21 protein-coding genes are annotated in these 23,920 nt (G+C 48.3%); 1 reads left to right on the top strand and 20 read right to left on the bottom strand.

Translation table 11 applies throughout. The features are described 5' to 3' along the window. Positions 1–199: 199 nt before the first annotated feature. From FND36_00960 to FND36_00875, 18 genes are all read right to left on the bottom strand, one after another. The gene (locus tag FND36_00960) at positions 200–1,114 is read right to left on the bottom strand and encodes a CvpA family protein (GenBank protein ID QDW72728.1); all 915 of its coding nucleotides are present in this window, start codon (positions 1,112–1,114) and stop codon (positions 200–202) included. Positions 1,115–1,123: 9 nt separating this feature from the next. Then, the gene (locus FND36_00955; protein QDW72727.1) at positions 1,124–2,368 is read right to left on the bottom strand and encodes a hypothetical protein; all 1,245 of its coding nucleotides are present in this window, start codon (positions 2,366–2,368) and stop codon (positions 1,124–1,126) included. Positions 2,369–2,420: 52 nt separating this feature from the next. After that, entirely contained in the window at positions 2,421–3,467 is a 1,047-nt protein-coding gene (locus FND36_00950) for a LysM peptidoglycan-binding domain-containing protein (protein QDW72726.1), read from the bottom strand. 212 nt (positions 3,468–3,679) lie between these two features. Beyond that, on the bottom strand, positions 3,680–4,243 hold the full coding sequence (locus tag FND36_00945) for a hypothetical protein (protein QDW72725.1): 564 nt from the start codon (positions 4,241–4,243) through the stop codon (positions 3,680–3,682). After that, complete coding sequence (locus tag FND36_00940) at positions 4,233–4,886, bottom strand: hypothetical protein (protein ID QDW72724.1); 654 nt, start codon at positions 4,884–4,886, stop codon at positions 4,233–4,235. The genes FND36_00945 and FND36_00940 overlap by 11 nt, the downstream gene beginning before the upstream one ends. Then, on the bottom strand, positions 4,874–5,818 hold the full coding sequence (srtB, locus tag FND36_00935) for a class B sortase (GenBank protein QDW72723.1): 945 nt from the start codon (positions 5,816–5,818) through the stop codon (positions 4,874–4,876). The genes FND36_00940 and srtB overlap by 13 nt, the downstream gene beginning before the upstream one ends. A 6-nt stretch (positions 5,819–5,824) precedes the next feature. Further along, positions 5,825–6,883, bottom strand: a complete 1,059-nt coding sequence (locus FND36_00930) for a hypothetical protein (protein ID QDW72722.1) — start codon at positions 6,881–6,883, stop codon at positions 5,825–5,827. Between the two features lie 117 nt (positions 6,884–7,000). After that, positions 7,001–7,516 (bottom strand): signal peptidase I, encoded by a 516-nt coding sequence (lepB, locus tag FND36_00925; protein QDW72721.1) that lies wholly within the window; start codon positions 7,514–7,516, stop codon positions 7,001–7,003. 2 nt (positions 7,517–7,518) lie between these two features. Continuing rightward, on the bottom strand, positions 7,519–9,972 hold the full coding sequence (locus tag FND36_00920; protein QDW72720.1) for a Cna B-type domain-containing protein: 2,454 nt from the start codon (positions 9,970–9,972) through the stop codon (positions 7,519–7,521). A 345-nt stretch (positions 9,973–10,317) separates the two neighbouring features. Then, positions 10,318–11,196 (bottom strand): tyrosine-type recombinase/integrase, encoded by an 879-nt coding sequence (locus FND36_00915; protein ID QDW72719.1) that lies wholly within the window; start codon positions 11,194–11,196, stop codon positions 10,318–10,320. Positions 11,197–11,337: 141 nt separating this feature from the next. Further along, positions 11,338–12,279: a transketolase family protein gene (locus FND36_00910; GenBank protein ID QDW72718.1), complete on the bottom strand. Its 942-nt coding sequence runs from the start codon at positions 12,277–12,279 to the stop codon at positions 11,338–11,340. Next, on the bottom strand, positions 12,267–13,103 hold the full coding sequence (locus tag FND36_00905) for a transketolase (GenBank protein ID QDW72717.1): 837 nt from the start codon (positions 13,101–13,103) through the stop codon (positions 12,267–12,269). The genes FND36_00910 and FND36_00905 overlap by 13 nt, the downstream gene beginning before the upstream one ends. A 19-nt stretch (positions 13,104–13,122) precedes the next feature. After that, entirely contained in the window at positions 13,123–13,776 is a 654-nt protein-coding gene (fsa, locus tag FND36_00900; GenBank protein ID QDW72716.1) for a fructose-6-phosphate aldolase, read from the bottom strand. Between the two features lie 279 nt (positions 13,777–14,055). Continuing rightward, positions 14,056–15,153 (bottom strand): LacI family transcriptional regulator, encoded by a 1,098-nt coding sequence (locus tag FND36_00895; protein QDW72715.1) that lies wholly within the window; start codon positions 15,151–15,153, stop codon positions 14,056–14,058. Positions 15,154–15,225: 72 nt separating this feature from the next. Further along, positions 15,226–15,822 carry a recombination protein RecR gene (gene recR / locus FND36_00890; protein ID QDW72714.1) on the bottom strand — a complete coding sequence of 199 codons (597 nt, stop codon included), beginning with the start codon at positions 15,820–15,822 and terminating at the stop codon, positions 15,226–15,228. A gap of 15 nt (positions 15,823–15,837) precedes the next feature. After that, the gene (locus tag FND36_00885; GenBank protein ID QDW72713.1) at positions 15,838–16,191 is read right to left on the bottom strand and encodes a YbaB/EbfC family nucleoid-associated protein; all 354 of its coding nucleotides are present in this window, start codon (positions 16,189–16,191) and stop codon (positions 15,838–15,840) included. A gap of 38 nt (positions 16,192–16,229) precedes the next feature. Then, positions 16,230–17,822, bottom strand: coding sequence for a DNA polymerase III subunit gamma/tau (gene dnaX / locus FND36_00880; GenBank protein QDW72712.1), 1,593 nt, complete (start codon positions 17,820–17,822; stop codon positions 16,230–16,232). A 23-nt stretch (positions 17,823–17,845) separates the two neighbouring features. Next, complete coding sequence (locus FND36_00875; protein ID QDW72711.1) at positions 17,846–18,922, bottom strand: 6-phosphofructokinase; 1,077 nt, start codon at positions 18,920–18,922, stop codon at positions 17,846–17,848. A gap of 196 nt (positions 18,923–19,118) precedes the next feature. On the opposite strand from FND36_00875, the gene map reads away from it, so the two are divergent. Then, entirely contained in the window at positions 19,119–19,928 is an 810-nt protein-coding gene (map, locus tag FND36_00870; GenBank protein ID QDW72710.1) for a type I methionyl aminopeptidase, read from the top strand. 43 nt (positions 19,929–19,971) lie between these two features. On the opposite strand, the gene FND36_00865 is transcribed toward map, so the two are convergent. Together FND36_00865 and hflB are read right to left on the bottom strand one after the other, a co-directional pair. Continuing rightward, the gene (locus tag FND36_00865) at positions 19,972–22,017 is read right to left on the bottom strand and encodes a glycoside hydrolase family 13 protein (protein QDW72709.1); all 2,046 of its coding nucleotides are present in this window, start codon (positions 22,015–22,017) and stop codon (positions 19,972–19,974) included. Positions 22,018–22,070: 53 nt separating this feature from the next. Further along, positions 22,071–23,918, bottom strand: coding sequence for an ATP-dependent zinc metalloprotease FtsH (gene hflB / locus FND36_00860; protein ID QDW72708.1), 1,848 nt, complete (start codon positions 23,916–23,918; stop codon positions 22,071–22,073). Between the last annotated feature and the right edge of the window lie 2 nt (positions 23,919–23,920).

Genomic DNA, 23,920 nt, shown 5'->3' with positions numbered 1-23,920 from the left:
AAAAACACCGACTAAAGTCCGCTTTTTTGTCATGTCCAAAGATCCTGTCTTTTTCAAGCAGCCTGTTGTTTACTTCATTTAGTGTAACACTTATTTCTACTTAATAAAACAGAAAAAGCAGCAATCACTCATTTTTGTAAGAGTAATTGCCACTTTTATTTTGACGTTTTTCAAAGTGGAAATAAACTTTTCACTTCAGCTACAAATTTATTGCCAGATTCATAAGCGGATTATACTCATATAACATTCTTGTAAATCCGTTCCCTTGGATCATTTGGCTGGCTTCTTTTCCTATTGACGTGGTATACAAAAGCGTTAAAAAGATAAACAGTATCCACACGATGATCAACGCTCCCGCGATTCCTATCGCGCCGCCTGCCAGCCGGTTGATCAAACCGAGCACCGGAAGATTCGCGACAATATCCAGCGCGAACACAATTGCCCGCAGTACCAGCGACACCAAAACAAACGTACCCAGGAACGCAATGATATTTATGATCAATTTCGCCAGAAAACTTCCCACATACTGGGCAAATGTCTGGACTCCCAAATCTTCATATATCTCATCGTTATTATTTTCTGTCAGAAGGTTTTTAAAAATCTCCGGCAAGTCTGCCGCTTCTATTGCCGCGATTTGAACATCTCTTGGAATATCCGCGCTTTCGATCATATCTTCTGTGGTCTCTGCGCTCTCTCCCGTCAGACCTTCCAGGAGACCGCTGGAAATCCCATATTCTGCCAGTTCATCCCCGCTGATATCTCCGTTTACAATGTCATCTACCGAAATACCATATTCTTCCAAAGTCTCTTCGCTGATCCCCGCGGCATCCAGCGCCCGCCTTACCGTATCTTCTGAAATCCCTTCTCCCTCCGTCTCTTCCGCCTGGGAAGTTACCGCTCCAGCCATTGTGGATAGCACTTGATCCTCAATCACCTCGTCCAAAGGAGTTTTATCTTCGATCAATCCCGCAACAAAAGGCGACGCAAAAAAGACGATCACCAGCGTCAGCAGCGTAGTCACCAAAGAAACCGCGATCCTTACAGCCCCTTTATACACACCCACCAGGATGCAGAGCAAGAAAATCAGTCCTACCGTCAATACAACCCAATTCATAGCTACTCCTTACTTTACAAGCCGTACGTCTTCCATACCGTTTGTATTCATCATAATGTATTTGTTTACGCCAGCAATGGGGAAAATTTCCAAGATATCATTTTCCGTCTCCCCCTCAAACTTCTTCACTCCGCTGCGCAGGAAAATACAGCATTGCCGCCCTTCATACATAATAACCTGATCCCCGGAGATCTTCACATTTCCGTAGTCGCCGGAAAAGTCTTCCGACATGACCTTTCTTCCGGAGGTATTGTAAAGGCACAGTTCATACCCTCCTTTTCCCTCGTTTTTCAGTATCAATCCAATATATTTTTCACTGTGAAAAACACTTTTGATCTCCTTATCCAAAGAAACCGTCGTCACCTCTTTGGGTTTTTCTTTCCCCTCAAACAAAGTGAAGCAGTTGTCACCTACCACCGCCGAGACCGAATCCGTCAAAAAAAAGCCTGATGCCAGCACTGTATTTTCATACTCTTTATAGCCCGCCTGATGATCTTTGCTGGCTTCTCCCGACTCTCCAAAATTGTAATACGCGACGGATGAAGTATAACTCCCCCCTTCCACGCTGAGATAAACGACCATCATCACTTCTCCATCGTCCGACAATGACACATCTACCGGGTATCCGGTTCCTGTAAATGAGGCCTGATGCTCTACCAGGATATTTCCCGCAGTGTCATAACAGATTACCTGCGGAGAGGCTTCATTTCTTAAAATAGCGCTTACAATCCCCTGCTTGGACACAGAGATCTTCTCAATGGGAAGCGTGGTCTGAATCTCCCCTTTCAGTCCGTCTTCCTGGAACACAAGGATATCATTGCCTCCTTTGTCCGCAACTGCCGCTGTTGTTCCATTTATATCCACAAATGGCGTACTAAGCTGGCAGGGCTGATTCCACTGCTCCTGGCCTTTGGTATTCAAATAGGAAATCCCATCGCGGCTGTATTTGATGACGCCTTGGGCGAACTCTTTATAACTGCTGTCCGCCGCCCCATCTATTTTATAGGTTTCCTCCACTCTCACCGAACTATATGTCTGAAGATGGATTACCAGGAAAACAGCGGCTGCCGCCGCCAAAACGGATCCTGCTATTATAAAAATCTTCCTGCGTTTTTTCTTCTTATTCTGTTTTGTCTGTTCTTCCAGTTCTTCCATGGCTTGTCCAAAAGCCGTCTCCCCTCCAGACTGCCGCGGCAGTTTCTCCCCTTCAGATTCCCTGACGATATGCAGATTTCTGTTTCTTTTGTTTGCCATTTAAATCCCCTTTTAATTTTCGTCATTTGTGTACAGTATATCACATTTCCCACTATGGTAATAGAAGTTTTTGGCCGATATAGATGAGATTCCCGTCTGAAAGGCCGTTCATCTTGCAGATTGCTTCTACATGGCTGGCATCACCATAAATCTTTACGCTGATACTGTCAAGAGTGTCGCCTTTCTCAACGGTATAGAAATCTTCTTCGCTGAGTCCTGCCTCCGCCTCCTCCTGCGAAACGACTTCTTCTGCCGCTTCTTCCCTCTCCAGACCGCTTCCATCGGCGCTTTCCGGCTCTTCTGCCGTTTCGCTTTTCTCCGCCTCCCCATCTACCGACTGAGACAGGGTTTCTATCGATTGCTGTACTGCTTCCATTTTGTCAAAATTATTAATGGCTGAGATACCAATCGCAAGTACGATCACCACCAGAAGTACGCTCATTACATAGACAAACCGTGAATTCTGCCGGCTTTCCCTATATTCCATCTGTTCCTTTACGGCACTACGAAAATTCTTTGCAGCTCGATCCTCAACCACTTCACTGGGTGTAACGCCAATCTTTTTTCTCGTACTGATCATATAATTCTGCATGGCAGGATTTTTTTCATAATAAATATAATGCCCGCCCATCTGCATTAATTCTCCATACTTATAAGCGTAAAACAGCTCGTCCTCCTCCATGGCATCCTTCCATACAAAAACGGTATTTTCCCTGCCAAATGTTTTTCCATGTATCTTATTCACTCCCCGGTTCAGTCCCATAGGATGTCCGGTCTCTACCAGGCACCATCCCACGATATCTAATTCTGGAAAGAATTCCTTCCGATCCGCCTCTGCCTGTTCCCAGACATCTTTCTCGATCAGGATATCTGTACCTTTAATCTTGATTTCTTTTATCCGTATTGCCCCAGATATGTATACGACATCCTGTTCTTCCAGCTTTTGTATTTCTCCTGTAAAGACCGCCCCAACCGGCATGTCCATCGCTTTTGTCCGCAGTTGGTTCAGATAGGTGTCCACATAGTCTTCCACATATATCTTAGGCTCATCGCAAACATTCCCTATCTGCCTGACATTTTTCGGAAATTGTCTTTCCATATACTCTCACCTCATTTACATAATTTCAGCCGCGTCCTTAAGGACTGCAGCTATTTTGCATATGATAGCATATAGATTCTGCGTATTTTAGCAATCGGTGGGACTTGTCCGCCGAAATTTCCGGCAGGTTTTTTTCTGCTTCGACGGGTTGCCCCAAGACTTCCAGAAAAGTTTGGCCAGAACCGTCGGTCCACGTAAAAAGACGAGACCTTTCACTCGGTCTCGCCCCTTCTTACTATTAATCTGCCGTCTTCTCTTTCCACTTCAAAAACAAGCGGATGTTCTTTCCCCCACACCGGGTCATGGTCTGCCTTTTCCTTCCATTCTCCGTATGCACGCAGAAAACCTTCATGAACGGCTTCCTCTGCTTTCTTCCTAGCCCGCACCGCCTCTTCGAAGAGGATATATGTTCCGACATAGTATTTTCTGCCTTTAAAGCCGATGTCTACCCGATATTTGCCGGATTTGGTCTTAAATACGCCGCGAAATCCGCTGAGATTGTCTTTTCGATGCTTACGTTTTTCCAGGATTTCCAAACAAGTTCCATCTACACAATGGAGCTTCTGCGCAATCCTCTGCTGACACTCCCGCTTTAGACAGCCGCAGCTTCTGCTGATGCCCTGGACCAGATTATTCTCCGACACTTCTGCTTCCTCCCCGCAGTCACACCTGCAGCGCCAATAAACACACCCTCTCTGATCCCGCCGCTTTAACGGATAAAGAGCTGTCAGTCTCCCGAAACGGACGCCTTCCAGCTCTTTGTATCTATTTCCCATCTTCCTTGTTCCTGCGCCTGCTCCATCCCGCGGTCAAGATAAGAGCCATAGAAACCAGCCCCAGCGTACACCATAGCAAGACTTCTGCCTGGTCGCCTGTCTTTACATTTCCGGCTTGATTTTGGGTTCCGGCATCCGCATTGTTTCCCGTCTCTCTTCCCAGATAGGCATGTTGGAAACTGATTTCATCCAGCTTATTTCCAGATTCATCTTTTACCACGATCTGTGGAATCAGACTGCCATCGGGCCCGTTCTTCACATAGAATAGAAGCTGATATACACTGCTGTCACAGGTAAACCCTTCCCCTTTCTGCCCATCTGCCAAACAGATTTCATATCTATAAACTCCTCCGTGTGTAAACACGAAAGATCCCGCCTCTTTTGTCTCATTTCCTGTTAATTCCAAAAAGTACACCCCATCCTGCGCCTCATCCGGAAGCGGAGAATTCTTATCCTGGGCCGCCACCTGGTAGCAGAAGGTCTGGTCCAGGTGATCCGGGACTTCTCCCGTCGTCTCAAATACCTGCTTGACCGGAACCGATACCGATACTTCCCAAGCCGCCTGGGCATGGCCCGCGGGAAACACCAACAGACAGGCCAGGAGCAGAAACATACTCTTTCCTTTTCTAATTATTTTTCCCATTTTCTCTTTCCCCTCCGTAAATGCTTTTGTTTCTTCTTATTTTTGCAGACCACTGCCGCTAGGCACAGGCACAACAGCAGGAGCAGCAGAAACAGAAGGTTTAAAACTCCTTCTTTTTCACTTCCGCTCTTCTTTACGTCTTTATTCGCGCCCGTCTCCTGAAACGTATCTGAGAACATCTCTTCACAAAGTTTCGCGGCCAAAACAATCCGTCCATTCGTACTGTCCGAAGAACAAGTAGACAAAAGCACGATCCTATCATCTGCAGAAATCTGGATCTGTCTATACTGGACCGCTCTTTCCCGAAGACGGTCCAGATATTTCCGCTTTAACTCCCTTGTTCCCGGATCTGTCTGATAGAGGCTGCTATCATAGGCGTCCGCCTGCAGCGCCGCAAAAAATTCCAGGCCGTAGTCCTGTCCTTCCGCATGCAGATTTCCATATCTGTGGCTTTCAAAGTACTCCTTTTCCACAAATGAATCCAGCTCTCCAAACATTGTGTCTTCTGCCATATGATGGCCGTATAGAATACTGACATGATCCGAAAAGTCCGTCCGGTTCCGGTAGTCTAAGAAAATACTCCCTGACAGAGAATAGTCCCCTTTCGCGTCTGTATTGGCATACTTGGAATTATTTTCCCCTTGGGCTATCGGATAATCGATGTGGGTCCCATAGACCGTCAGCCACCCAAATACTTCCGGGTTAATGGCTCTTAGCTCTTCAAAAGATCCTGTACCATCTGCCGCAGGCTTATACGTCTCGTAGATTTCTTCCGAGGCTGCTTCATATACATTCCTGGAATCCCAGAAAACATAACCCCCATACGCGGTAAAGGACAGAAAAAGGGACAGCACCAGGCAGCTTACGGCGGCATCTGCCGCCCGGACTGCCTTCACTGCTATTGAGGGAACGCTATGATTACTTCTCGCCAAAAGCCTTTATCTTCTGCCAGCTCTTTTTACTGCCGCAAGCGCCGCGAACGCCAGAACCGCCGCCGCAAGCAGGGCCAGGAACGGAGCCGCGTTCAAAAAGATTCCCGTGATAGAAATATCCTGATAGGCATTGGTAAAGTCCGCGCTGTTCGCTCCTTCGCCTGCCAGGTTTGTCTTTCCCTGGTCCGCAGTAGACAAGGACGCATCTTCTGCCGCTGTTTTCTGCGCTCCCTGTACGCCATTTTCTGTTACCACTACACTTGGGGTATACCCATCTGCTTCTCCCGTCTCAGTCACTACATACCGGGTTCCTGCCGGAATATCACCAAACACAAGGCTCTCGCCATCATGAAGCCGGAAGGTTGTCGGCTGACCCGCCTTGCAGCTTATAGTCTCGCCGCCAATCGTTCCCTCGAATGTATCTGTTCCAGATACCGGATCTGCGGTAAAGGTAATAGTAAAGCTGAAGTCTTTCGTCTTATCCGCAAGATCTCCGGTTACCGCTTTGCTGATGGTAAGGTCTGCCCCCTTCTCATTCACATAACTGTTGACAAACTCGACCGCAGGAACTTTTGCGCCGTCTTTCTCCGCTGTGACCGTCTCCACATATACTCCATTTTCGCCGTTTACTACATATACATTCAGATCATAAGAGGACGTATCATAAGTCACGCCTGCCGCGCTTCCAGTCGTCTCTGTTACTGTATACTCATACAGGCCGGCATGGGTAAATGTGCCAAAATTAATGGCCGATGTTTTTGTGATATGGTATGTACCATCGCCCTGCAATTCTCCCAGCGCATCCGCAGATGTGTAAGAGATATCAGCTATGCTTGGTCTTGTGCTGTCTCCCGCCGTCTGGCTGATATTAAATTCAAACGTAAGATTCGGAATCGCCGTCCCCTCCGGCACTTTCAGTGTCTTTGTCACCGAAACCTCCGCCGGATTCTCTTCTGTTCCCTCCCCAGCCGTTGTCTCTTTTGCAAATGCAGTGGCGCCAAGGCACATGCTCATGGTCATTACCCCTGCCAACAATAAGGCTTTTAATCTTTTCTTCCCGATCATATCCTCATTTCCTCCTTCTATGATTTCTTTTAGGATGATCTATATAAACCGCAGGATTGTAATCCGCGTTTATATCTTCTTCGAACGGAAATCTCTTCCTCGCTCTGTCAATATTTCTCAGATTCCTCTGTGCCTCAGGACTGTGATGACCCCGCCCTTGATCTCTCCCTCGTCAATGGGGCCATAGAGGCGGCTGTCCTTTGCGTTCTCCCGTCCATCCCCCAGAACAAACACTTCCCCCGCTTTAAGCGTTACCGGAAAAGAAATTCCTTCTTTATAAGGAAGCGTTTCTTCGTAAATCTCTGACTCTTGCTGCAGATAGCCATTGACAGACAGTCCTTCTTCTGTAATATCTACCGTATCTCCTTCCATAGCCACGATACGCAGGAGCCTTGTCTTTCCTTCCCATTGAAAGACCACTACGTCTCCCGTATGGTACTCCCTCTGCAGCCGATAGAAGATCACCAAGTCTCCGTCCTTGACAGCCGGAGACATATCCTCTCCTTCACACCGGGCGATTCCAAGGATCAGGCCAAACAGCGCGGACAGGATCAAAGCGATCAGCAATAGCTTGATCAAGAGGAGCAGTCCTTCAAACCCCGCTCCTCTTCGTTTCCCCTTCTCCTGTTCCATGACTATCGCCGCCTTCTTCTAAGGAACAGCGTACTCATACCTGCCAAGAGCAGAACTCCTGCGCCGGCCGCCGCTTTCACACCGGAATCTTCAAGTCCCGTCACCGGAATCTTTCCTTTGTGATTTTCTACTGCCGCGGACATGTCTTGTGTCAATGTGCCCGCCGCGCTGTCTTTCTCCTCTCCGTCATATTTCACGGTGTATCCCGCGGAAGATGTCTCATCTTCCCGCACCGTATAGGATGCGTTAAGCGGCAGATTTTGGATCGTGATCGTCTGTCCATGTTTCAAGGTAATACTGGCTTCGCCATTTTCAAATCGGATCGTTCCGTCCTCCGGGACCGTCACTCCTTCCGCTCCATCTAGAATTCCTCCTGTGTAGGAATAACTTCCAGTAAGTCCTGTTCCGCCGGATGTCATGGTAATATCGATAGTAAATGCCGCGGTCTTATCTCCCATCTCTCCTGTCACTTCTTTACTGACCGTAAGTGACGGAAGCTTGGTATTGGTGATTGTAAAACCATTTTCCTGATCCCCGGAAACAGTGGATTCATACCCATCCGGCACATTTGCTTCTCTCACAGAATACTCATGATTTTTCGCCAAGTCCTCAAATTCCGCCTGCCAGTCGTTTGCGCCGCTTAATGTCAGTATTTTCCCGTCTACTTCTTTTCCATCCCGCAGAAGCTGGACGGTAACGGAAGGAAGCGCCGCTCCAGTATCTACGTTCTCCCACTTCTTTTCTACAGAAACGCTCATTGTGGACACCTGGACTACTGGGCTTTCATCATAAGGTACCGTCTGGGAATCTGCTCCCTGGGAGCCGTAAGTATAGGTCAGTGTTGCCGCCGTATTGGAATAGAATCCCGCTTGTCCAGAGCTGGTAGTATTTCCAGGAGCATCACTATTCTCACTTCCCGTATGCGGATATCCACTCTCCGCATAAACATCATAGGCTGCCTGGGCAGGCTCTACATGAAAGCTGACGGAATACGTCCATCCCTGCTCCAGCACATAATCTTCCGGAAACTCCGCCGTCACAGTCCGTGTGTCTTTGTCGTAGGAAACCCGGATATCCACGTCAGAGATATCCTGCGTTTGTCCATTTTCATTTACCGCTGTTGCGGTATAGGCCGCCTGCTCCAAGGAATCTCCCGGAAGTTTTACATAATCTGACAAAGTATCTGTGATGGTAATATCACGGCAGGTGTAATTGATGATATCGGCTGTGATCTCTTCAAAAGCTTTTGCCAGATCGTCAGCTTCCGCGGCAGAATAGAACTGCTTCTTCTCCGCATCGGAGGCATTCACCAAACTCTTCATAAAACTTTGATTGCTGTCTTTTGAAATCCCGATGGTATAGAACCCTCCCAAGCCTTGGATCGCTTTTACCTGATCCACCGCATGCCGCGCGGCTGTAGCGTCATAATTGCCTCCATTCCCCTGTGTATATCCATAATCATTAGGATAGTTACTATCAGGTGTGTAATAAAACGTCGGATCTCCATCTGACAGAAAAATCACAAATTTCTGCGCTTCTTCTCTTGCGCTTTCCAAGACATTCGCCCCTTGGTAAAGTCCTGCCTCACAATTTGTGCCGCCATTTGCGCTGATTCCATTTACTGTATTGTCAATCTGGTTTTTGGATGAAGTCCATCCCCGCAGAGTAGATGCATCGTCATAAGCAGCTCCTGTCCATCCCACAAGAGGAAGGCGCCAATCTTCCGATCCACTATAGGCGACCACCGCCATCCGCGCATCAATACCTTCGTTATTTAATATGGCATCGGTCAGTCCGCCTTCTTCTGTAACAACTTCCTGAAGTTTCTCCAGCCTGCTGGTTCTTCTCTCGTAATCTTCATCCATACTGCCCGACCGGTCCACGATCAGCAATACATCTACTTTGGGTTTCTCCCCTGTGATCGTCTCCGCCTGGCCTGTTACATTCAAGGTCAGGGTATAGCTGTCGTTTCCGTTATATTTAATATATTTCTGGTGCTGCGGCGTGCGCGCTTCATTGCCGCTTGACAGAGAGACTCTCTTTGAGGCTGAGGAAGCGTTTGTCTCCTGCTGGCTCTGGTCGGTTTCGCCGCGGTCTTCCTGCCCTGTTTCTCCAGTCTGGCTCTGCTGGTCGTCTTTCTCCTCGTTTCCATTCTGGCCCGTCTCCCCCATCTGGCCATCGGAATCCGCCGCTTCGCCCTGTTGGTCACTCTGGCCGCTTCCGCCCGACTGTTCCTCCTCTCCTGTCTTCTCTGTTTGATCAGATGCATCCGCCTCTCCAGAAGCATTTCCGTTTTCATCCTGGCTGCCCTGTTCCTCTGATACGCCCGAGGAGACCTGATTATTTTCTCCTGCCGCAAACACCGTACTGACGCCCGCGGTCAGCACCAGCATAAGAGCCAGGGCTAAGGCTGCTCCCCTCGAAAAGATTGAGGGCTTTCTTCTTTTTCCGCCCATCGTTTACTCCTCCCTTTTACATCATAATGTTAGTTTTGTTGCGTACTGCGGGAAGCTTTTGCTATAAAAGACGGCTTTATCCGTGAAGACCGAAGAAAAGGCTGATTTCAGCCCGGAAACGACTCGATGACATCTGGCAGCCCTTCTTTCTCCTCTGTCAGATGTAGTTGGCATGTAAAAAAAGCCATGAAAAGAGACCCAACATTCCTTGGATCTGGTTGTATAACTGATGAAGTCTATATAAGTATCTTGGGATTAATGCTTGACTTTTTCGAAATAATGATGCATGATAGATAAAGAGTAATATTTTTCATATTTATGTAATTTTCAGCAACATAACTAACATTATGTTGTATTTTTTTGTCCGATCAAATCCAGTCTGCTGATAGATTTTCTCCACTCTTCCAGACTGCCGATGGTATAGATCCTGGTTACTTCAATACTGCTGTGCCCCAAGACATCTGCCAATTGAACCAGATTTCTTGTAATCTGATAGAAGGTCCTGGCAAACAGATGGCGTAAATTATGAGGGAAAATTCTGGCCGGATCAATTCCCGTTTCCACGGCAAGCCCCTTCATCGCCCGCCAGATTGCGGTACGATCCACCGGCCTTCCCGTCCGTCCACGGAATACAGGTCCGGATCTATAACCTTTCTCCCGCGCAAAGCGCAGCAGCCGTTTCTGCATTTTCCCAGGCAGTATTACAATCCTTTCTTTGCCTTTATTCCAGACGATAATCTTTCCTGTTCTGATATTAGATATGGTAAAAAATCTTAATTCACTCACCCGGATCCCGGTGGAGCAGATTGTTTCCATGATCAGAGCCAGTTCTTCTTTCCCCCGCCTCCGAGCCGCTCCCAGCAGCTTGAAATACTCCTGCCGCGAAAGAAATTTTTCTTCATTTTGATAGAGCTGGCGCTGAATTTTTAAACGCCGCACCTTCAACTCTTCCAGACCAAGCGCCGCAAAGAACTGATTCAGCGCCGCCAGCATAGAATTTGCGCTGGTCCCCTTATAATGTTCAGTCAGGTATTGTCTGTACTGTCGAATCCGGTATTTATCTACGACCCTGTCCCGGCCTAGATAGTGATAGAATTTTCGTACATCCGACAGATATTTTCTGATGGTCGCTTCCGCGCTTTCCTTTTCTCTTAAGTACTCCTGAAACCTTTCCAGAAATGTTTCATCGAGTCTGACGGTCAAGGTTGATTTTTTCTGATCCATTTTCAATCCCTCCATATCTTTCTAAATATCCTTAGTTTTCGCGTTAGATATGGAAATCATACCTCTTTAGGATTGCTTTTTTCAACAAAAGAACGGCCTCCATAGGAGACCGTCCGACTTATTCTCTCGTCTAATATCGACTTATTTTACAAATGCTTTTACTTTCTCATAAATACTGTCCGCGTCCAGGCCATATTTCTTGATCAGCTCTGCTGCCGGGCCAGATTCGCCGTACACATCGTTGATTCCGATCTTCATCACTTTTGCCGGTGCTTTCTCTGCCACCACATCGCAGACCGCGCTTCCCAGACCGCCGATGATAGAGTGCTCTTCTACCGTCACGATCTTGCCGCACTTTGCCGCTGCCGCGATCACCGCTTCTTCATCCAAAGGTTTAATGGTATGCATATTGATAACCTCCGCGCTGATGCCGTCTGCCGCCAGCTTTTCTGCCGCCGCCAGGGATTCCGATACCGGAAGGCCCGTAGCGATGATGGTCACATCTGTTCCTTCCCGCAGGGTCACCGCCTTGCCGATCTCAAATTTATAATCTGGATTATCATTGATCACCGGAACCGCCGCCCGTCCAAACCGGAGGTACACCGGACCAACATGCTCGTAAGCCGCTTCTACCGCAGCCTTTGCTTCCACATCATCGGAAGGATTGATCACAACCATTCCCGGAATCGTGCGCATGAGAGCGATGTCCTCATTACACTGATGGGTAGCCCCATCTTCTCCTACAGAGATACTTGCGTGGGTCGCTCCGATCTTTACATTTAATTTGGGATAGCCGACAGAGTTGCGGATCTGCTCAAAGGCACGCCCTGCCGCAAACATAGCGAAAGAGCTTGCGAACGGAACTTTGCCGGTGGTCGCGATTCCCGCCGCCACGCCAAGCATATTGCACTCCGCGATTCCGCAGTCGATATGCCGCTCCGGAAACGCCTTCTTAAATGTGCCTGTCTTTGTAGCCGCCGCCAGGTCCGCATCCAGAACCACTACATCCTCATGTTTTTTCCCTAATTCTACTAAAGCATTACCGTAGCTTTCTCTTGTCGCGATCTTCTTTACTTCTGACATAATGCTTCACCTACTTTCTCCAAATCTTCCATTGCGGTCTTATACTGTTCATCATTTGGCGCGGCTCCATGCCAGGAAGCCTGATTCTCCATAAAGGATACGCCCTTTCCTTTCACCGTTTTCGCGATGATCGCCGTCGGCTGGCCTTTGGTCTGCCTTGCCTCTTTGAAGGCTGCGTCTATGGCCTCAAAATCATGTCCGTCAATGTTGATCACATGGAAATTAAATGCCTCGAATTTCTTATCGATCGGATACGGGGAGTTCACTTCGTCGATGGGTCCATCGATCTGCAGGTTGTTATTGTCCACGATCACTACCAGGTTATCCAGTTTCCTGTGTCCTGCCAGCATAGCCGCTTCCCATACCTGACCTTCCTGGATCTCACCGTCTCCCACCAGAGTATATACTCGGTAAGCATCACCAGAAAGTTTAGCGGAGATAGCCATTCCTACTGCCGCGGAGATCCCTTGTCCCAAGGATCCGCTGGACATATCCACACCAGGGATGTGCTTCATATCCGGATGTCCCTGCAGATAGGAGCCAACCTTCCGAAGGGTCTTCAGATCCTCTACCGGGAAGAATCCCCTATTGGCCAGGGTCGCATAATATCCCGGCGCTGTGTGGCCCTTGGAAAGAACGAACCGGTCACGGTCTGGTTTCTTTGGATCCTTTGGATCAATATTCATTTCTTCAAAATACAGATATGTATAAATATCCGCCGCGGACAATGAGCCGCCCGGATGTCCTGACTTTGCGCTGTAAACTGCTGTGACAGCGCCCTTGCGGACTTCATTTGCCATCTTCATCAATTCTAATTTGTTCATAGTGTTCCTCCTGAAATACTTATTCTCCAAATACCGCTTTGTAATCTGCCTGGAATTTCTCAATCCCGATGTCTGTCAACGGATGTTTCACCATCTTCTCAATCACCGCGTATGGAACTGTAGCGATATCTGCTCCTGCCAGCGCACAGTCGGTCACATGCATAGGATGGCGGATACTTGCCGCAATAATCTCTGTTTCGATTCCGGCAACCGCGAAAATCTCCGCGATCTCTGCGATCAGATCTGTTCCTCTGACAGAAATATCATCCAAACGTCCCAGGAACGGAGAAACATACGCCGCTCCCGCCCTCGCTGCCAGCAGCGCCTGATTCGCCGTAAATATCAAGGTCACATTGGTCTTGATCCCTTCCTTGGACAACTGATGGCAGGCTTTCAGCCCTTCTGCCGTCATCGGGATCTTTACCACCATATTGGGATGGATCTTGGCGATCTCTCTTCCTTCCTTGATCATCCCTTCCGCATCTGTTGTAGTGGCCTTCACTTCTCCGCTGATCGGCCCATCCACGATAGAAGCGATTTCCGCGATCACTTCCTCAAATACTCTTCCCTCTTTTGCGATCAGAGAGGGATTCGTCGTCACGCCGCAGATGACACCCATATCGTTCGCCTTTTTGATGTCTTCCACCTTGGCTGTGTCGATGAAAAATTTCATGTTTCGTTCCTCCTTTGATTTGTTGATACTTCTTATTAGCATTTTTCTGATTCTCGTATACTAAAATTATATCTCAAAATCCTGGAAACGGTCAATAGCGCCCTGCTTTTATTAATAATTTTCACAACTCATAAATTCAAATTATTAATCCCCCTAACGAAACATTTTCCTAGACTTTACTTTTTATTAAATCTTTTTTCTTTATTTTTCTTTACTTGCTTTCTTCTAGTCTTCAAAAAGGCAAAATTATTAATAATAATTGTTTCAAATACATTAATTTTATTTTTTCTTTCGTCTTCTTGGGTAGGAAGTGGTACCCCGCACGATCAATTTAGGCTCATATTCTACGTGATAGGTGCTGATCGGTTCAATATCGGAATATTTCGCGTTATGGGAGGCAATTTTCTTCATGATGATATCACAGGCATCTCTGCCCTTAAAGATTACAAAATGTTCGATCGTAGTTAAGGATACTTTATGCATTCGGGCAAACAGCGTATTGTCACATCCCATCACCGAGATATCGCCCGGCACTTTTAATTTTGCTTCTTGCAGCGCATCCAGAATTCCAAAAGCAATCATATCGTTCAGCCCCACGATCGCTGTAATATCCTTAGCTTCTTCCAGGAGTTCTTTCGTCAATTCATAGCCAATCTTATATTCAGAGTCGATATGCGCGATATTCTGGTCCATTTCTTCTTTGGCCGCCTTGATGATCACTTGGTCTTTTAGTCCCGCCTCTCCAAATTCTTTCAGGAAGCCCTCCACCCGCTTGGAGCGCTGTTTCTGACGGGTGGTAAGCGGAGGCGCCACATAGGCCACCCGCCTGTGCCCCAATTCCAGCAGATGTCTTGCCATCAGCCGCCCCAGCTTGGAATTATCCAACTCTACCGCATCTACATCCAGCTTCTCGTTTTGGTTGTTTACCACCGCCACAGGGATATGCTCGGCCAGTTCCCGCACCATTCCCATGAAGCAGTGACTGGGATTGCAGGTATAGATGATCCCCAAAGGGCGCAGAGACCACATCAATTTCAAATACCATTCTTCCATCTTCAAATCTCTCTGGGTATTGCAGACAAACAGGCCAAATCCCTGCTCCTTCGCCCGTGATTCAATCCCCTGCAGAAGCATGACATAATAAGGGTTTGTCAGATTAGAACAAAAAACCACCAACAGCTTTTCCTTCTTACTCTCCTTTCGGGTCTTTCGTTTCTGCGGGACATATCCCAGTTCCTTGGCCGCGGCCTCTACCCTTTCAATGGTATCTTTTGAAAACGAAACGTTATACTTCCGGTTCAGAATCATAGACACCGTAGATTGAGAGACGCCGGCCGCTTTGGCAATATCTGTAGATGTAACTTTCTTCTTGTTCATACTGTTCCTTTCGTTGGGGCCGGGGGATTTTTTAAAATCCCCCGGCCCCGATTGAAAATGCCCTGTCCCTTTTTAAAGTTCTGTCCGCCCTTCCAACGCCCGGAGCAGGGTTACTTCATCAATATACTCCAAATCCCCGCCTACCGGCACGCCGCTTGCGATCCTGCTGACTTTGATCCCTGTAGGCTTGATCAGTTTGCTGATATACATTGCGGTTGTCTCTCCCTCAAGGCTGGAGTTCGTGGCGATAATAACTTCCTCCACCTCTCCTTCCAAACGGGTGATCAGTTCTTTTAGCCGGATATCTTCCGGTCCGATGCCCAGCATCGGAGAAATCGCCCCGTGAAGCACATGGTAAACGCCTTCATATCTTCCGGTCTTCTCATAGGCCGCAAGATCTCTTGTATTTTCCACTACCATAATTGTCTTATGATCTCTGGCCGGATTACTGCAGATCGGGCAGATCTCCTGGTCTGTCAATGTGCAGCACTCTTTGCAGTATCTCACATTCTCCCTTGCTTCTACCATAGTGTCCGCCAGACGTTTGACATCCTCTTTTGGCATGTGTATCAAGTGAAAAGCCAGCCTTGCCGCTGACTTTGTTCCAATTCCGGGAAGACACGAAAGTTCTTCGATCAATTTCCCAATCTGGCTGCTATAATATTCCATGCTTATCCGCTCCCGCTAAAACAATCCCGGCATTCCGCCGCCCATGCCGCCGGTGAATTTGGACATCGCTGAGGCGGATTCTGCCTCTACTTTTTCTAGCGCTTCATTGACCGCTGCCACGATCATATCCTCCAGCATTTCCACATCATCTGGATCTACCGCTTCTTCCGCCAGCTTTACTTTCAAGATTTTTCTTGCCCCAGAGACTGTTACCTCTACCGCTCCGCCGCCAGCGGCAGCCGTAAATTCTTTTGTCTCCATTTCCTTTGCCTGCTCTTCCATCTGGCGCTGCATTTTCTGCGCCTGCTTCATTAGATTTGCCATGTTTCCCGGCATTCCGCCGCCTGGGAATCCTCCTCTTTTTGCCATGTTTAATCTCCCTTCTATTTCTGATACCGGCGGAATCCTTATTCGTCTTCCACCGTGATTTCCATATTGATCAAGCTTTCAAGATCTATAAAATGATCTTCAAACCGCCTGCCTTCTTCCAGGCAGCGGATTTCCACCTGAATCTCTTTGCCTGTTTTCTCCGCGATCAGGTGCTCGATTTCCTCTTTATGTTCCTGACTGCCAACCACACTGGCGCTCAGCTCATCGGGGAGAACGATCAAAAGCCGATTCCCTTCCCCGGCGCTCAGCCGCGCCTGCTTCAAATATGTTCGCAGCATTGGCGAGGCAGCATTTAGGAAACCGCGGAAGTCTTTCGCCACTGCTTTTACGTCTTCGTTTAATGCCTTGGGAAGCTGGGGTTTCGCTGCCTGTGTCTTTCCCGCCGGAAGTCCGTCCGACTCTTCCGATAAATACCCGCCAGCTGCCTGGTCTTGACGTGCCGGCCGCAGCATTACTCCTTCCTCCAACTGCTTCTCCACCGCCCGAATCCGGTCCAGAAGCGCATCCTGCCGGGTTTCCATAGCTGGTCTGCACAGTTTGATCAGCGCTACCTCCAGCAGCACCCGTTTCTGAGCCGCATACCTTAACTGGCCCGTCAGATCGGAAAAAACCCGGATATAATGGAGCAGGGTATCCATATCTACCATATCCGCCTCTTCTTTTAAGCGGGCTAGGTTTTCTGTTGACATATCCAGCACATCTTCCATTTCATCGGAACTGCTTACCAGCAAAAGATTTCTGAGATACCAGGTGAAATCCGCGGAAAGCTGAGAAATATCCCGCCCTTGCATCACCAATTCATCCACTGTCTCCACAACCTTTTGCACATCCATATCCAGCAGCTGCCGCAGCAGCCGGCTGAACACTTCCGTATCTACTGCCCCCAGCACTTCCAGTACATGGTCATAAGTAAGGGTTTCTCCGATATAAAATGCCGCGCACTGATCCAGAAGACTCAGGGCGTCTCGCATAGAGCCGTCCGCCATCCGAGCCAGATAGCGGACCGCCTTATCTTCGACATCCCACTGCTCTTTGTCGATCAATTCTCTCAGCCTATCGGCAATAGTATCAATGGAAATCCGTTTAAAATCATACCGCTGGCACCGGCTTAAGATGGTGACCGGGATTTTGTTAGACTCTGTGGTGGCCAGGATAAAGATTACATATTCCGGCGGCTCCTCCAGCGTCTTAAGAAGCGCGTTAAACGCCCCTATGGAAAGCATATGCACTTCGTCAATGATATAAACTTTATACCTGCCTTCGGTCGGCCGGTAAGCCACTTCTTCCCGGATCTCCCGGATATTATCCACGCCATTATTGGAAGCCGCGTCAATCTCGATCACATTCATGGATGTTCCCGCGGCAATACTTCGGCATGTCTCGCACTCTCCGCAGGGACTCCCATCCACAGGATGTTCACAATTCACCGCTTTCGCGAATATCTTGGCCACCGTTGTTTTCCCTGTTCCGCGGGTTCCGCAGAAGAGATACGCATGTCCGATACGGTCTGACTTGATTTGATTCTTTAAAGTCTTAACAATGGCATCCTGCCCTTTTACGTCTGCAAATTCATCCGGCCTAAATTTCCGGTACAAGGCCATGTATGACATTTTCTACACTCCCGTTCTATGCTCTATTCATCCCCAAAGCTGATTCCTGTCAGCTTTGCTTCCTTTATGATTTCGGAATCAGGATCTACATATTTTAATTTTCCTGCCACCTCCGAAAGGGGAACACGGATGATCTTATTATTTGATACTCCAACCATGCAGCCAAAATCGCCTTCTAAGATCGCTTCCGCCGCGGCCGCTCCAAGTCTTGTAGCCAGCACCCGGTCATAAGGACACGGAGAACCGCCCCTCTGGGTATGTCCCGGCACGGTGATCCGAACTTCCTGATCCGTTTTCTTTTGCACTCTTTCTGCCAATTCATACGCGACAGACGGATATTTCTCTTTTTCCTTCTTTGCTTTCAACTCTTTCTTGGAAAGCTTCGCATCCTTTTTAGAAATAGCTCCTTCCGCCACCGCGATAATAGTAAACCGCTTGCCTGCCGCTTTTCTGCGGTTGATCGCATCCGCGATCACATCGATGTCATATGGAATCTCTGGAAGCAGAATGATATCCGCGCCTCCGGCAATTCCCGCGTGGAGCGTAACCCATCCTACTTTGTGGCCCATAACCTCGATGATAAACACACGGCTGTGAGAAGTAGCCGTAGTATGGATTCGGTCGATGGTATCCGTCGCAATATCCACCGCGCTCTGGAATCCAAAAGTCATATCCGTTCCCCACAGATCATTGTCAATCGTCTTTGGAAGAGTGATCACATTCAGTCCCTCTTCGCGAAGAAGATTCGCCGTCTTATGAGTCCCATTTCCGCCTAAGACCACCAGACAGTCCAGGTTCAGCTTGTGGTAAGTATGCTTCATAGCTTCCACCTTGTCCAAGCCATTTTCATCCGGTACTCTCATCAATTTGAAAGGCTGCCGAGAAGTTCCAAGAATCGTTCCTCCCAATGTAAGAATCCCCGAAAAATCCTTTGACGTAAGCATTTTGAAATTCGAATATATCAAGCCCTTATAACCTTCCTGAAAGCCATAGATCTCCACATCATCACGTCTGGAACAAAGCCCTTTCACAACGCCGCGCATCGCCGCGTTCAGCGCCTGGCAGTCGCCTCCGCTGGTCAACATTCCCATTCTTAACATCTGATCACTCCTCTCTGATTGATCCGTATTGCTGAAAAGTTGTCAGGTAAAATTATACCTTATTTTTGAATTCGAGACAATGGGGACAGGGTATTTTTCATTTGGGACGGGGGATTTTTAAAAATCCCCCGTCCCAAATGAAAAATAATGCTATAATATACTACGATAATATTATTTACAGAAAGCAGGTAATCATGTGGACAAATTAGACATCAAACTATGGTCTCTTGCCGCCAAAGGCGAGATCGTTCCCGATCGTTCTCTGCTAAAGACTCCAGAGCAGATTGAAGCCATTAAAAAAAGCGCAAAGTTAAACACTGCGGTTCTCGACCATGTAGCAGAGCATATTCACATTGGTATGAGTACAGCGGAAATCGACCGGCTCGTCTATGATTTTACCGTTCAGCACGGCGGTATTCCCGCGCCTTTGAACTATGAAGGTTTTCCCAAAAGCGTGTGTACTTCTATCAACAATGTAATCTGTCATGGGATTCCCGATGAACACGAATTCTTAGAGGACGGAGATATCATCAATGTAGATGTTTCCACCATTTTAGATGGATACTTCTCCGACGCTTCCAGGATGTTCACCCTTGGTTCTGTCTCTCCCCAGGCAGAAAGACTGGTCCAAACCACGAAAGAATGTGTGGAACTGGGGCTTACCCAGGCAAAACCCTGGGGACATCTGGGTGATATCGCCCATGCCATCTGGACCCACGCTCAACGCAATGGCTATTCCGTTGTAGAAGAAATCGGCGGCCATGGGATTGGGCTCGAATTTCATGAAGATCCTTTCGTCAGCTACGTTACCCCTAAAGGAAGCGAAATGGTCCTGGTTCCCGGCATGATGTTCACCATCGAACCGATGATCAATGAGGGAAGTCCCGATTTCTATGTGGATGAAGAAAATGGCTGGACGGTCTATACGATTGATGACGGCCTTTCCGCACAAATTGAATATATGGTCCTGATCACAGAAACAGGCGTCGAAGTTTTGACCTGCTAATGCAAAAAGGGACAGGGCATTTTCAATTTGGGCCGGGGGATTTTTAAAAATCCCCCGGCCCCACCATTACCAGCGCTGAATGTGCGCCCATATTGACCACTACTTCTCCGCCCTGCACCAGGTATTCTTCATATTCTGTCGTGTACCCGTCCGCATAGGAATACATCAGCCGTTTCATCCGGCTTTTCATCGGCACTTCCGCCTGCCAGACAGGCACCGTCACTTCTGCCAGCTCGCTCCGGTTATTGATGATGATCACAACCGGCTCTCCATTCCCAAATCTAGCAAAGCTGAATATGTTTTCCTCCCAGGACAGGATATTCAAGGAACCGGTCCGCAGTACCGGATACTCTTTATGGATACGTATCATTTCTTTGTGGAATTCCAGCAGCTCTTTATTTTCTTTCCCCCATGGGTATGTTCTGCGATTGTCCGGATCTGTGAATCCGCAGACTCCTGCCTCATCGCCATAGTAAACCGTCGGCGCTCCTACCCAGGTCATCTGGATGACAACGGCTTCCCGCATTACCGCCAGATTCACATATTCTCCCGCGGCTTCCGGCCCCAGTGTCTCCACACGCCCCACCATATGGTTGGTTCTTGTCAGGAAACGGGAATGATCATGGTTGGACAGCTCGTTCATCGCCGTCTGAAGGGACGGCGTCAGCATATTTGACATATGATGTGTGATCGCCCCCACTAGATTATCCGCATTTCCCTGCAGCTCCACCCGCATCTCATCGCTGTGCTTCTCCATCCCGGTCAAAAACCAGGTAAAGGGCTCCATAAACGCGTCATAGTTCATGACCGTATCCCATTCGTCTCCCTGAAGCCAGCTTCCCGGATCCCCATAATGTTCCGCCAAAATGATCGCATTTGGATTTGCGTCTTTCACTGCCGTCCGGAATTTTTTCCAGAATTCATGGTTGTACTCATTGCTTCTTCCCAGATCAGCCGCTACGTCCAGCCGCCACCCATCCACATTAAAAGGCGGGGATACCCATTTTCTCCCAATATACAAAATATAATTTTCCAGCTTGACCGAGTCTTCATAATTTAATTTAGGCAGAGTGTCATGGCCCCACCACCCATCATAGTGATTGTTATAAGGCCAGCTCCCCTCCTCTTCTCTGAAAAACCGGAAATAACTCCTATAAGGGCTGCGCGGCGAAATATAAGCCCCCGCCTCATATCCCTCCTGATTCTCGTAGATCCTCTCCCGATCCATCCATTTATTAAAGGAACCACAGTGGTTAAACACTCCGTCCAAAATGATCTTCATTCCTCTTCGGTGAATCTCTTCCACAAATTCGATAAAGAGCTGGTTGCTGGCTTCCAGATTCCGGATATCGGTAGTCCGCTTCTGATATTTCGTCGCTTTGGCATTGTCTGTCTCTCCATCCGCCAGCACTTCTCCGCCGTCCTCCACGATCACGCCATAGTGGGGATCAATATAATCATAGTCCTGGATATCATACTTATGGTTGGAAGGAGAGACAAAAAGCGGATTAAAATACAGCACTTCCACGCCCAGATCCTGGAGATAATCCAGCTTCTCCATGACTCCCCGGATATCTCCCCCGTAGAATTCCCGTACGCCCATTGCCGCCGGATATTTATCCCAGTTTGTCACCCGGCTGCTATATCCGCCAATATAATAATACTCATTCGTCTCCGCATCATTGGAAGGGTCCCCATTGCAAAAGCGGTCTGTATAAATCTGATACATGACCGCGCCCTTCGCCCAGTCCGGTGTGGAAAATCCCGGAGCAATGACAAAATTATAAAATTCCACAATTTCTTTCGCAGTACCGCACTGGTTGTAATAACAAACAGATTCCTGGTCCTGGATCTCAAAACAATAGGAAAAATTCTCTTCTCCCAATCTCCACTCTATAGCATAGTAGTCAAATTCTCCTTTTGACTCCTTTTTTTCCATCTCATAGCTGCCCGCATCTGTGACCAGGCATACCCGCTGCACGTCATCCTTCGCCGTACGAAAGCGAAGTGTAACCATCTGGTTACACTTCGGTTCCGGCGGGATCACATAGCTGCCGGTCCCGTCACAAAATAACGCCTGTTTCTTCATGCAAATCAATCCTCTCTATTGGCAGTTGACAGTCTGTCTCTTTCCGTCTGGTTTTACGCCTTCTGCGCCCTGCCCTCAAACAGGCTTTCAAATTCATCCCTGGAGATCTTCTCCTTTTGAAGCAGAAGTTCCGCACATGTGTGGAGCACATCATCATACTCGTGGATGATCTGTTTTGCCCTGTCATAACATTCGTCGATGATCCGTTTCACTTCCCGATCAATAGTCGTCGCCACGCTCTCCCCATATCCTCTGGAGGTATGAGCAAGGTCACGGCCGATAAAGACTTCATCGCTGTCATTGTCATAATTGATCAGCCCGACAGCCTCAGACATTCCAAATTTCGTCACCATAGATTTGGCCAGGCTTGTAGCCTGCTTGATATCCTGGGAAGCGCCTGTGGTAATATCATCAAATACCTCTTCCTCCGCTACACGGCCGCCCAAAGCTACCGTGATATCCTGGAGCATCTTCCCTTTGGTGTTGTACATCTCATCTCTCTCCGGCAAAGGCATGGTATAACCGCCCGCCACGCCGGTAGGGATAATAGATACACTATACACCGGTCCCACATCCGGGAGCACGTGGTACAGGATCGCGTGTCCCGCCTCGTGAAAAGCGGTAATCTTCTTTTCTTTTTCGGAAATCACGCGGCTCTTCTTCTCAGATCCTATCCCCACTTTCACAAACGCTTTTTTAATATCGTCCTGCAGTAAATAAACCCGGTTATCCTTTGCCGCAAGGATTGCCGCCTCATTCAGCAGATTCTCCAGATCGGCGCCGGTAAACCCTGCCGTCGTCTGCGCGATCTGCTTCAGATCCACTTCCTCGCTTAAAGGCTTTCCTTTCGCATGGACCTTAAGGATTTCCTCTCTCCCCTGCACGTCCGGTCTGCCTACCATGACTTTCCGGTCAAAACGACCCGGCCGCAGGATCGCCGGATCCAGGATATCTACCCGGTTTGTCGCGGCCATCACGATAATGCCTTCATTGACGCCAAATCCATCCATTTCCACCAGAAGCTGATTCAATGTCTGCTCCCGCTCGTCATGGCCGCCGCCCATACCTGTTCCTCTCCGCCTTGCCACAGCATCGATCTCATCGATAAAAACAATACACGGCGCATGTTTCTTTGCGTCCTCAAACAAGTCTCTTACCCTGGAAGCGCCTACTCCCACAAACATTTCTACAAAGTCTGAACCAGAAATGCTGAAAAACGGGACTCCCGCTTCTCCTGCCACCGCCTTGGCCAGCAGAGTCTTGCCTGTTCCCGGAGGCCCTACCAGCAGGACTCCTTTCGGGATCCTGGCACCTACCTGGATGTATTTCTTAGGAGACTTCAGGAAGTCTACGATCTCCTCCAGCTCTTCTTTTTCTTCCTGCAGTCCGGCCACCTGAGCAAAGGTTACTTTTTTATCGCTGTCTGTACTCATCTTTGCCCGGCTTTTTCCAAAATTCATAGCTTTTGAATTCGCCCCGCCGCCCTGACGGTTCATAAAAAAGAAAATGATCAGAATACCGGCCAGCATCAGCAGCATCGGCATGATCGTCATCGTAAACCAACTGTCTCTTGGAACGTCCGACATGTCGTAGTCAATATTTTTTCCCTTCAGATAGTCCTGAATCTCATTGACATCTGATACATACAGGTACTTCATTTCCCCTTCCTCACCGCCTGAATCTTTCAGCTGGATCTCCAGACGGCCGGTGGGCACGTTTTTATTCTGTCTGATCGTATAAGACTCCACGTCTTCGCTGGCTGTCAGTTCCTCAAATTCTTTCCAGGTGATCTCCCGGTCTCTCTGGTCAAATTGGTTTGTGAACCACAACACTCCAAATAAAAACAGGATAAATATCAGCAGGGTAACCCCGCTTAATCCTCTGTTCTTTCCGTCCTTCAATG

The organism is Lachnospiraceae bacterium KGMB03038 (genome assembly GCA_007361935.1).
Taxonomy (GTDB): Bacteria; Bacillota; Clostridia; order Lachnospirales; family Lachnospiraceae; genus Massilistercora.
This window is presented reverse-complemented; position numbering and strand designations above follow the sequence as displayed.

Coding starts and splice junctions, on each gene's coding strand:
- FND36_00960 (QDW72728.1), bottom strand. CDS start 1,114: ATGAATTGGGTTGTATTGACGGTAGGACTGATTTTCTTGCTCTGCATC.
- FND36_00955 (QDW72727.1), bottom strand. CDS start 2,368: ATGGCAAACAAAAGAAACAGAAATCTGCATATCGTCAGGGAATCTGAA.
- FND36_00950 (QDW72726.1), bottom strand. CDS start 3,467: ATGGAAAGACAATTTCCGAAAAATGTCAGGCAGATAGGGAATGTTTGC.
- FND36_00945 (QDW72725.1), bottom strand. CDS start 4,243: ATGGGAAATAGATACAAAGAGCTGGAAGGCGTCCGTTTCGGGAGACTG.
- FND36_00940 (QDW72724.1), bottom strand. CDS start 4,886: ATGGGAAAAATAATTAGAAAAGGAAAGAGTATGTTTCTGCTCCTGGCC.
- FND36_00930 (QDW72722.1), bottom strand. CDS start 6,883: ATGATCGGGAAGAAAAGATTAAAAGCCTTATTGTTGGCAGGGGTAATG.
- lepB (QDW72721.1), bottom strand. CDS start 7,516: ATGGAACAGGAGAAGGGGAAACGAAGAGGAGCGGGGTTTGAAGGACTG.
- FND36_00920 (QDW72720.1), bottom strand. CDS start 9,972: ATGGGCGGAAAAAGAAGAAAGCCCTCAATCTTTTCGAGGGGAGCAGCC.
- FND36_00915 (QDW72719.1), bottom strand. CDS start 11,196: ATGGATCAGAAAAAATCAACCTTGACCGTCAGACTCGATGAAACATTT.
- FND36_00910 (QDW72718.1), bottom strand. CDS start 12,279: ATGTCAGAAGTAAAGAAGATCGCGACAAGAGAAAGCTACGGTAATGCT.
- FND36_00905 (QDW72717.1), bottom strand. CDS start 13,103: ATGAACAAATTAGAATTGATGAAGATGGCAAATGAAGTCCGCAAGGGC.
- fsa (QDW72716.1), bottom strand. CDS start 13,776: ATGAAATTTTTCATCGACACAGCCAAGGTGGAAGACATCAAAAAGGCG.
- FND36_00895 (QDW72715.1), bottom strand. CDS start 15,153: ATGAACAAGAAGAAAGTTACATCTACAGATATTGCCAAAGCGGCCGGC.
- recR (QDW72714.1), bottom strand. CDS start 15,822: ATGGAATATTATAGCAGCCAGATTGGGAAATTGATCGAAGAACTTTCG.
- FND36_00885 (QDW72713.1), bottom strand. CDS start 16,191: ATGGCAAAAAGAGGAGGATTCCCAGGCGGCGGAATGCCGGGAAACATG.
- dnaX (QDW72712.1), bottom strand. CDS start 17,822: ATGTCATACATGGCCTTGTACCGGAAATTTAGGCCGGATGAATTTGCA.
- FND36_00875 (QDW72711.1), bottom strand. CDS start 18,922: ATGTTAAGAATGGGAATGTTGACCAGCGGAGGCGACTGCCAGGCGCTG.
- FND36_00865 (QDW72709.1), bottom strand. CDS start 22,017: ATGAAGAAACAGGCGTTATTTTGTGACGGGACCGGCAGCTATGTGATC.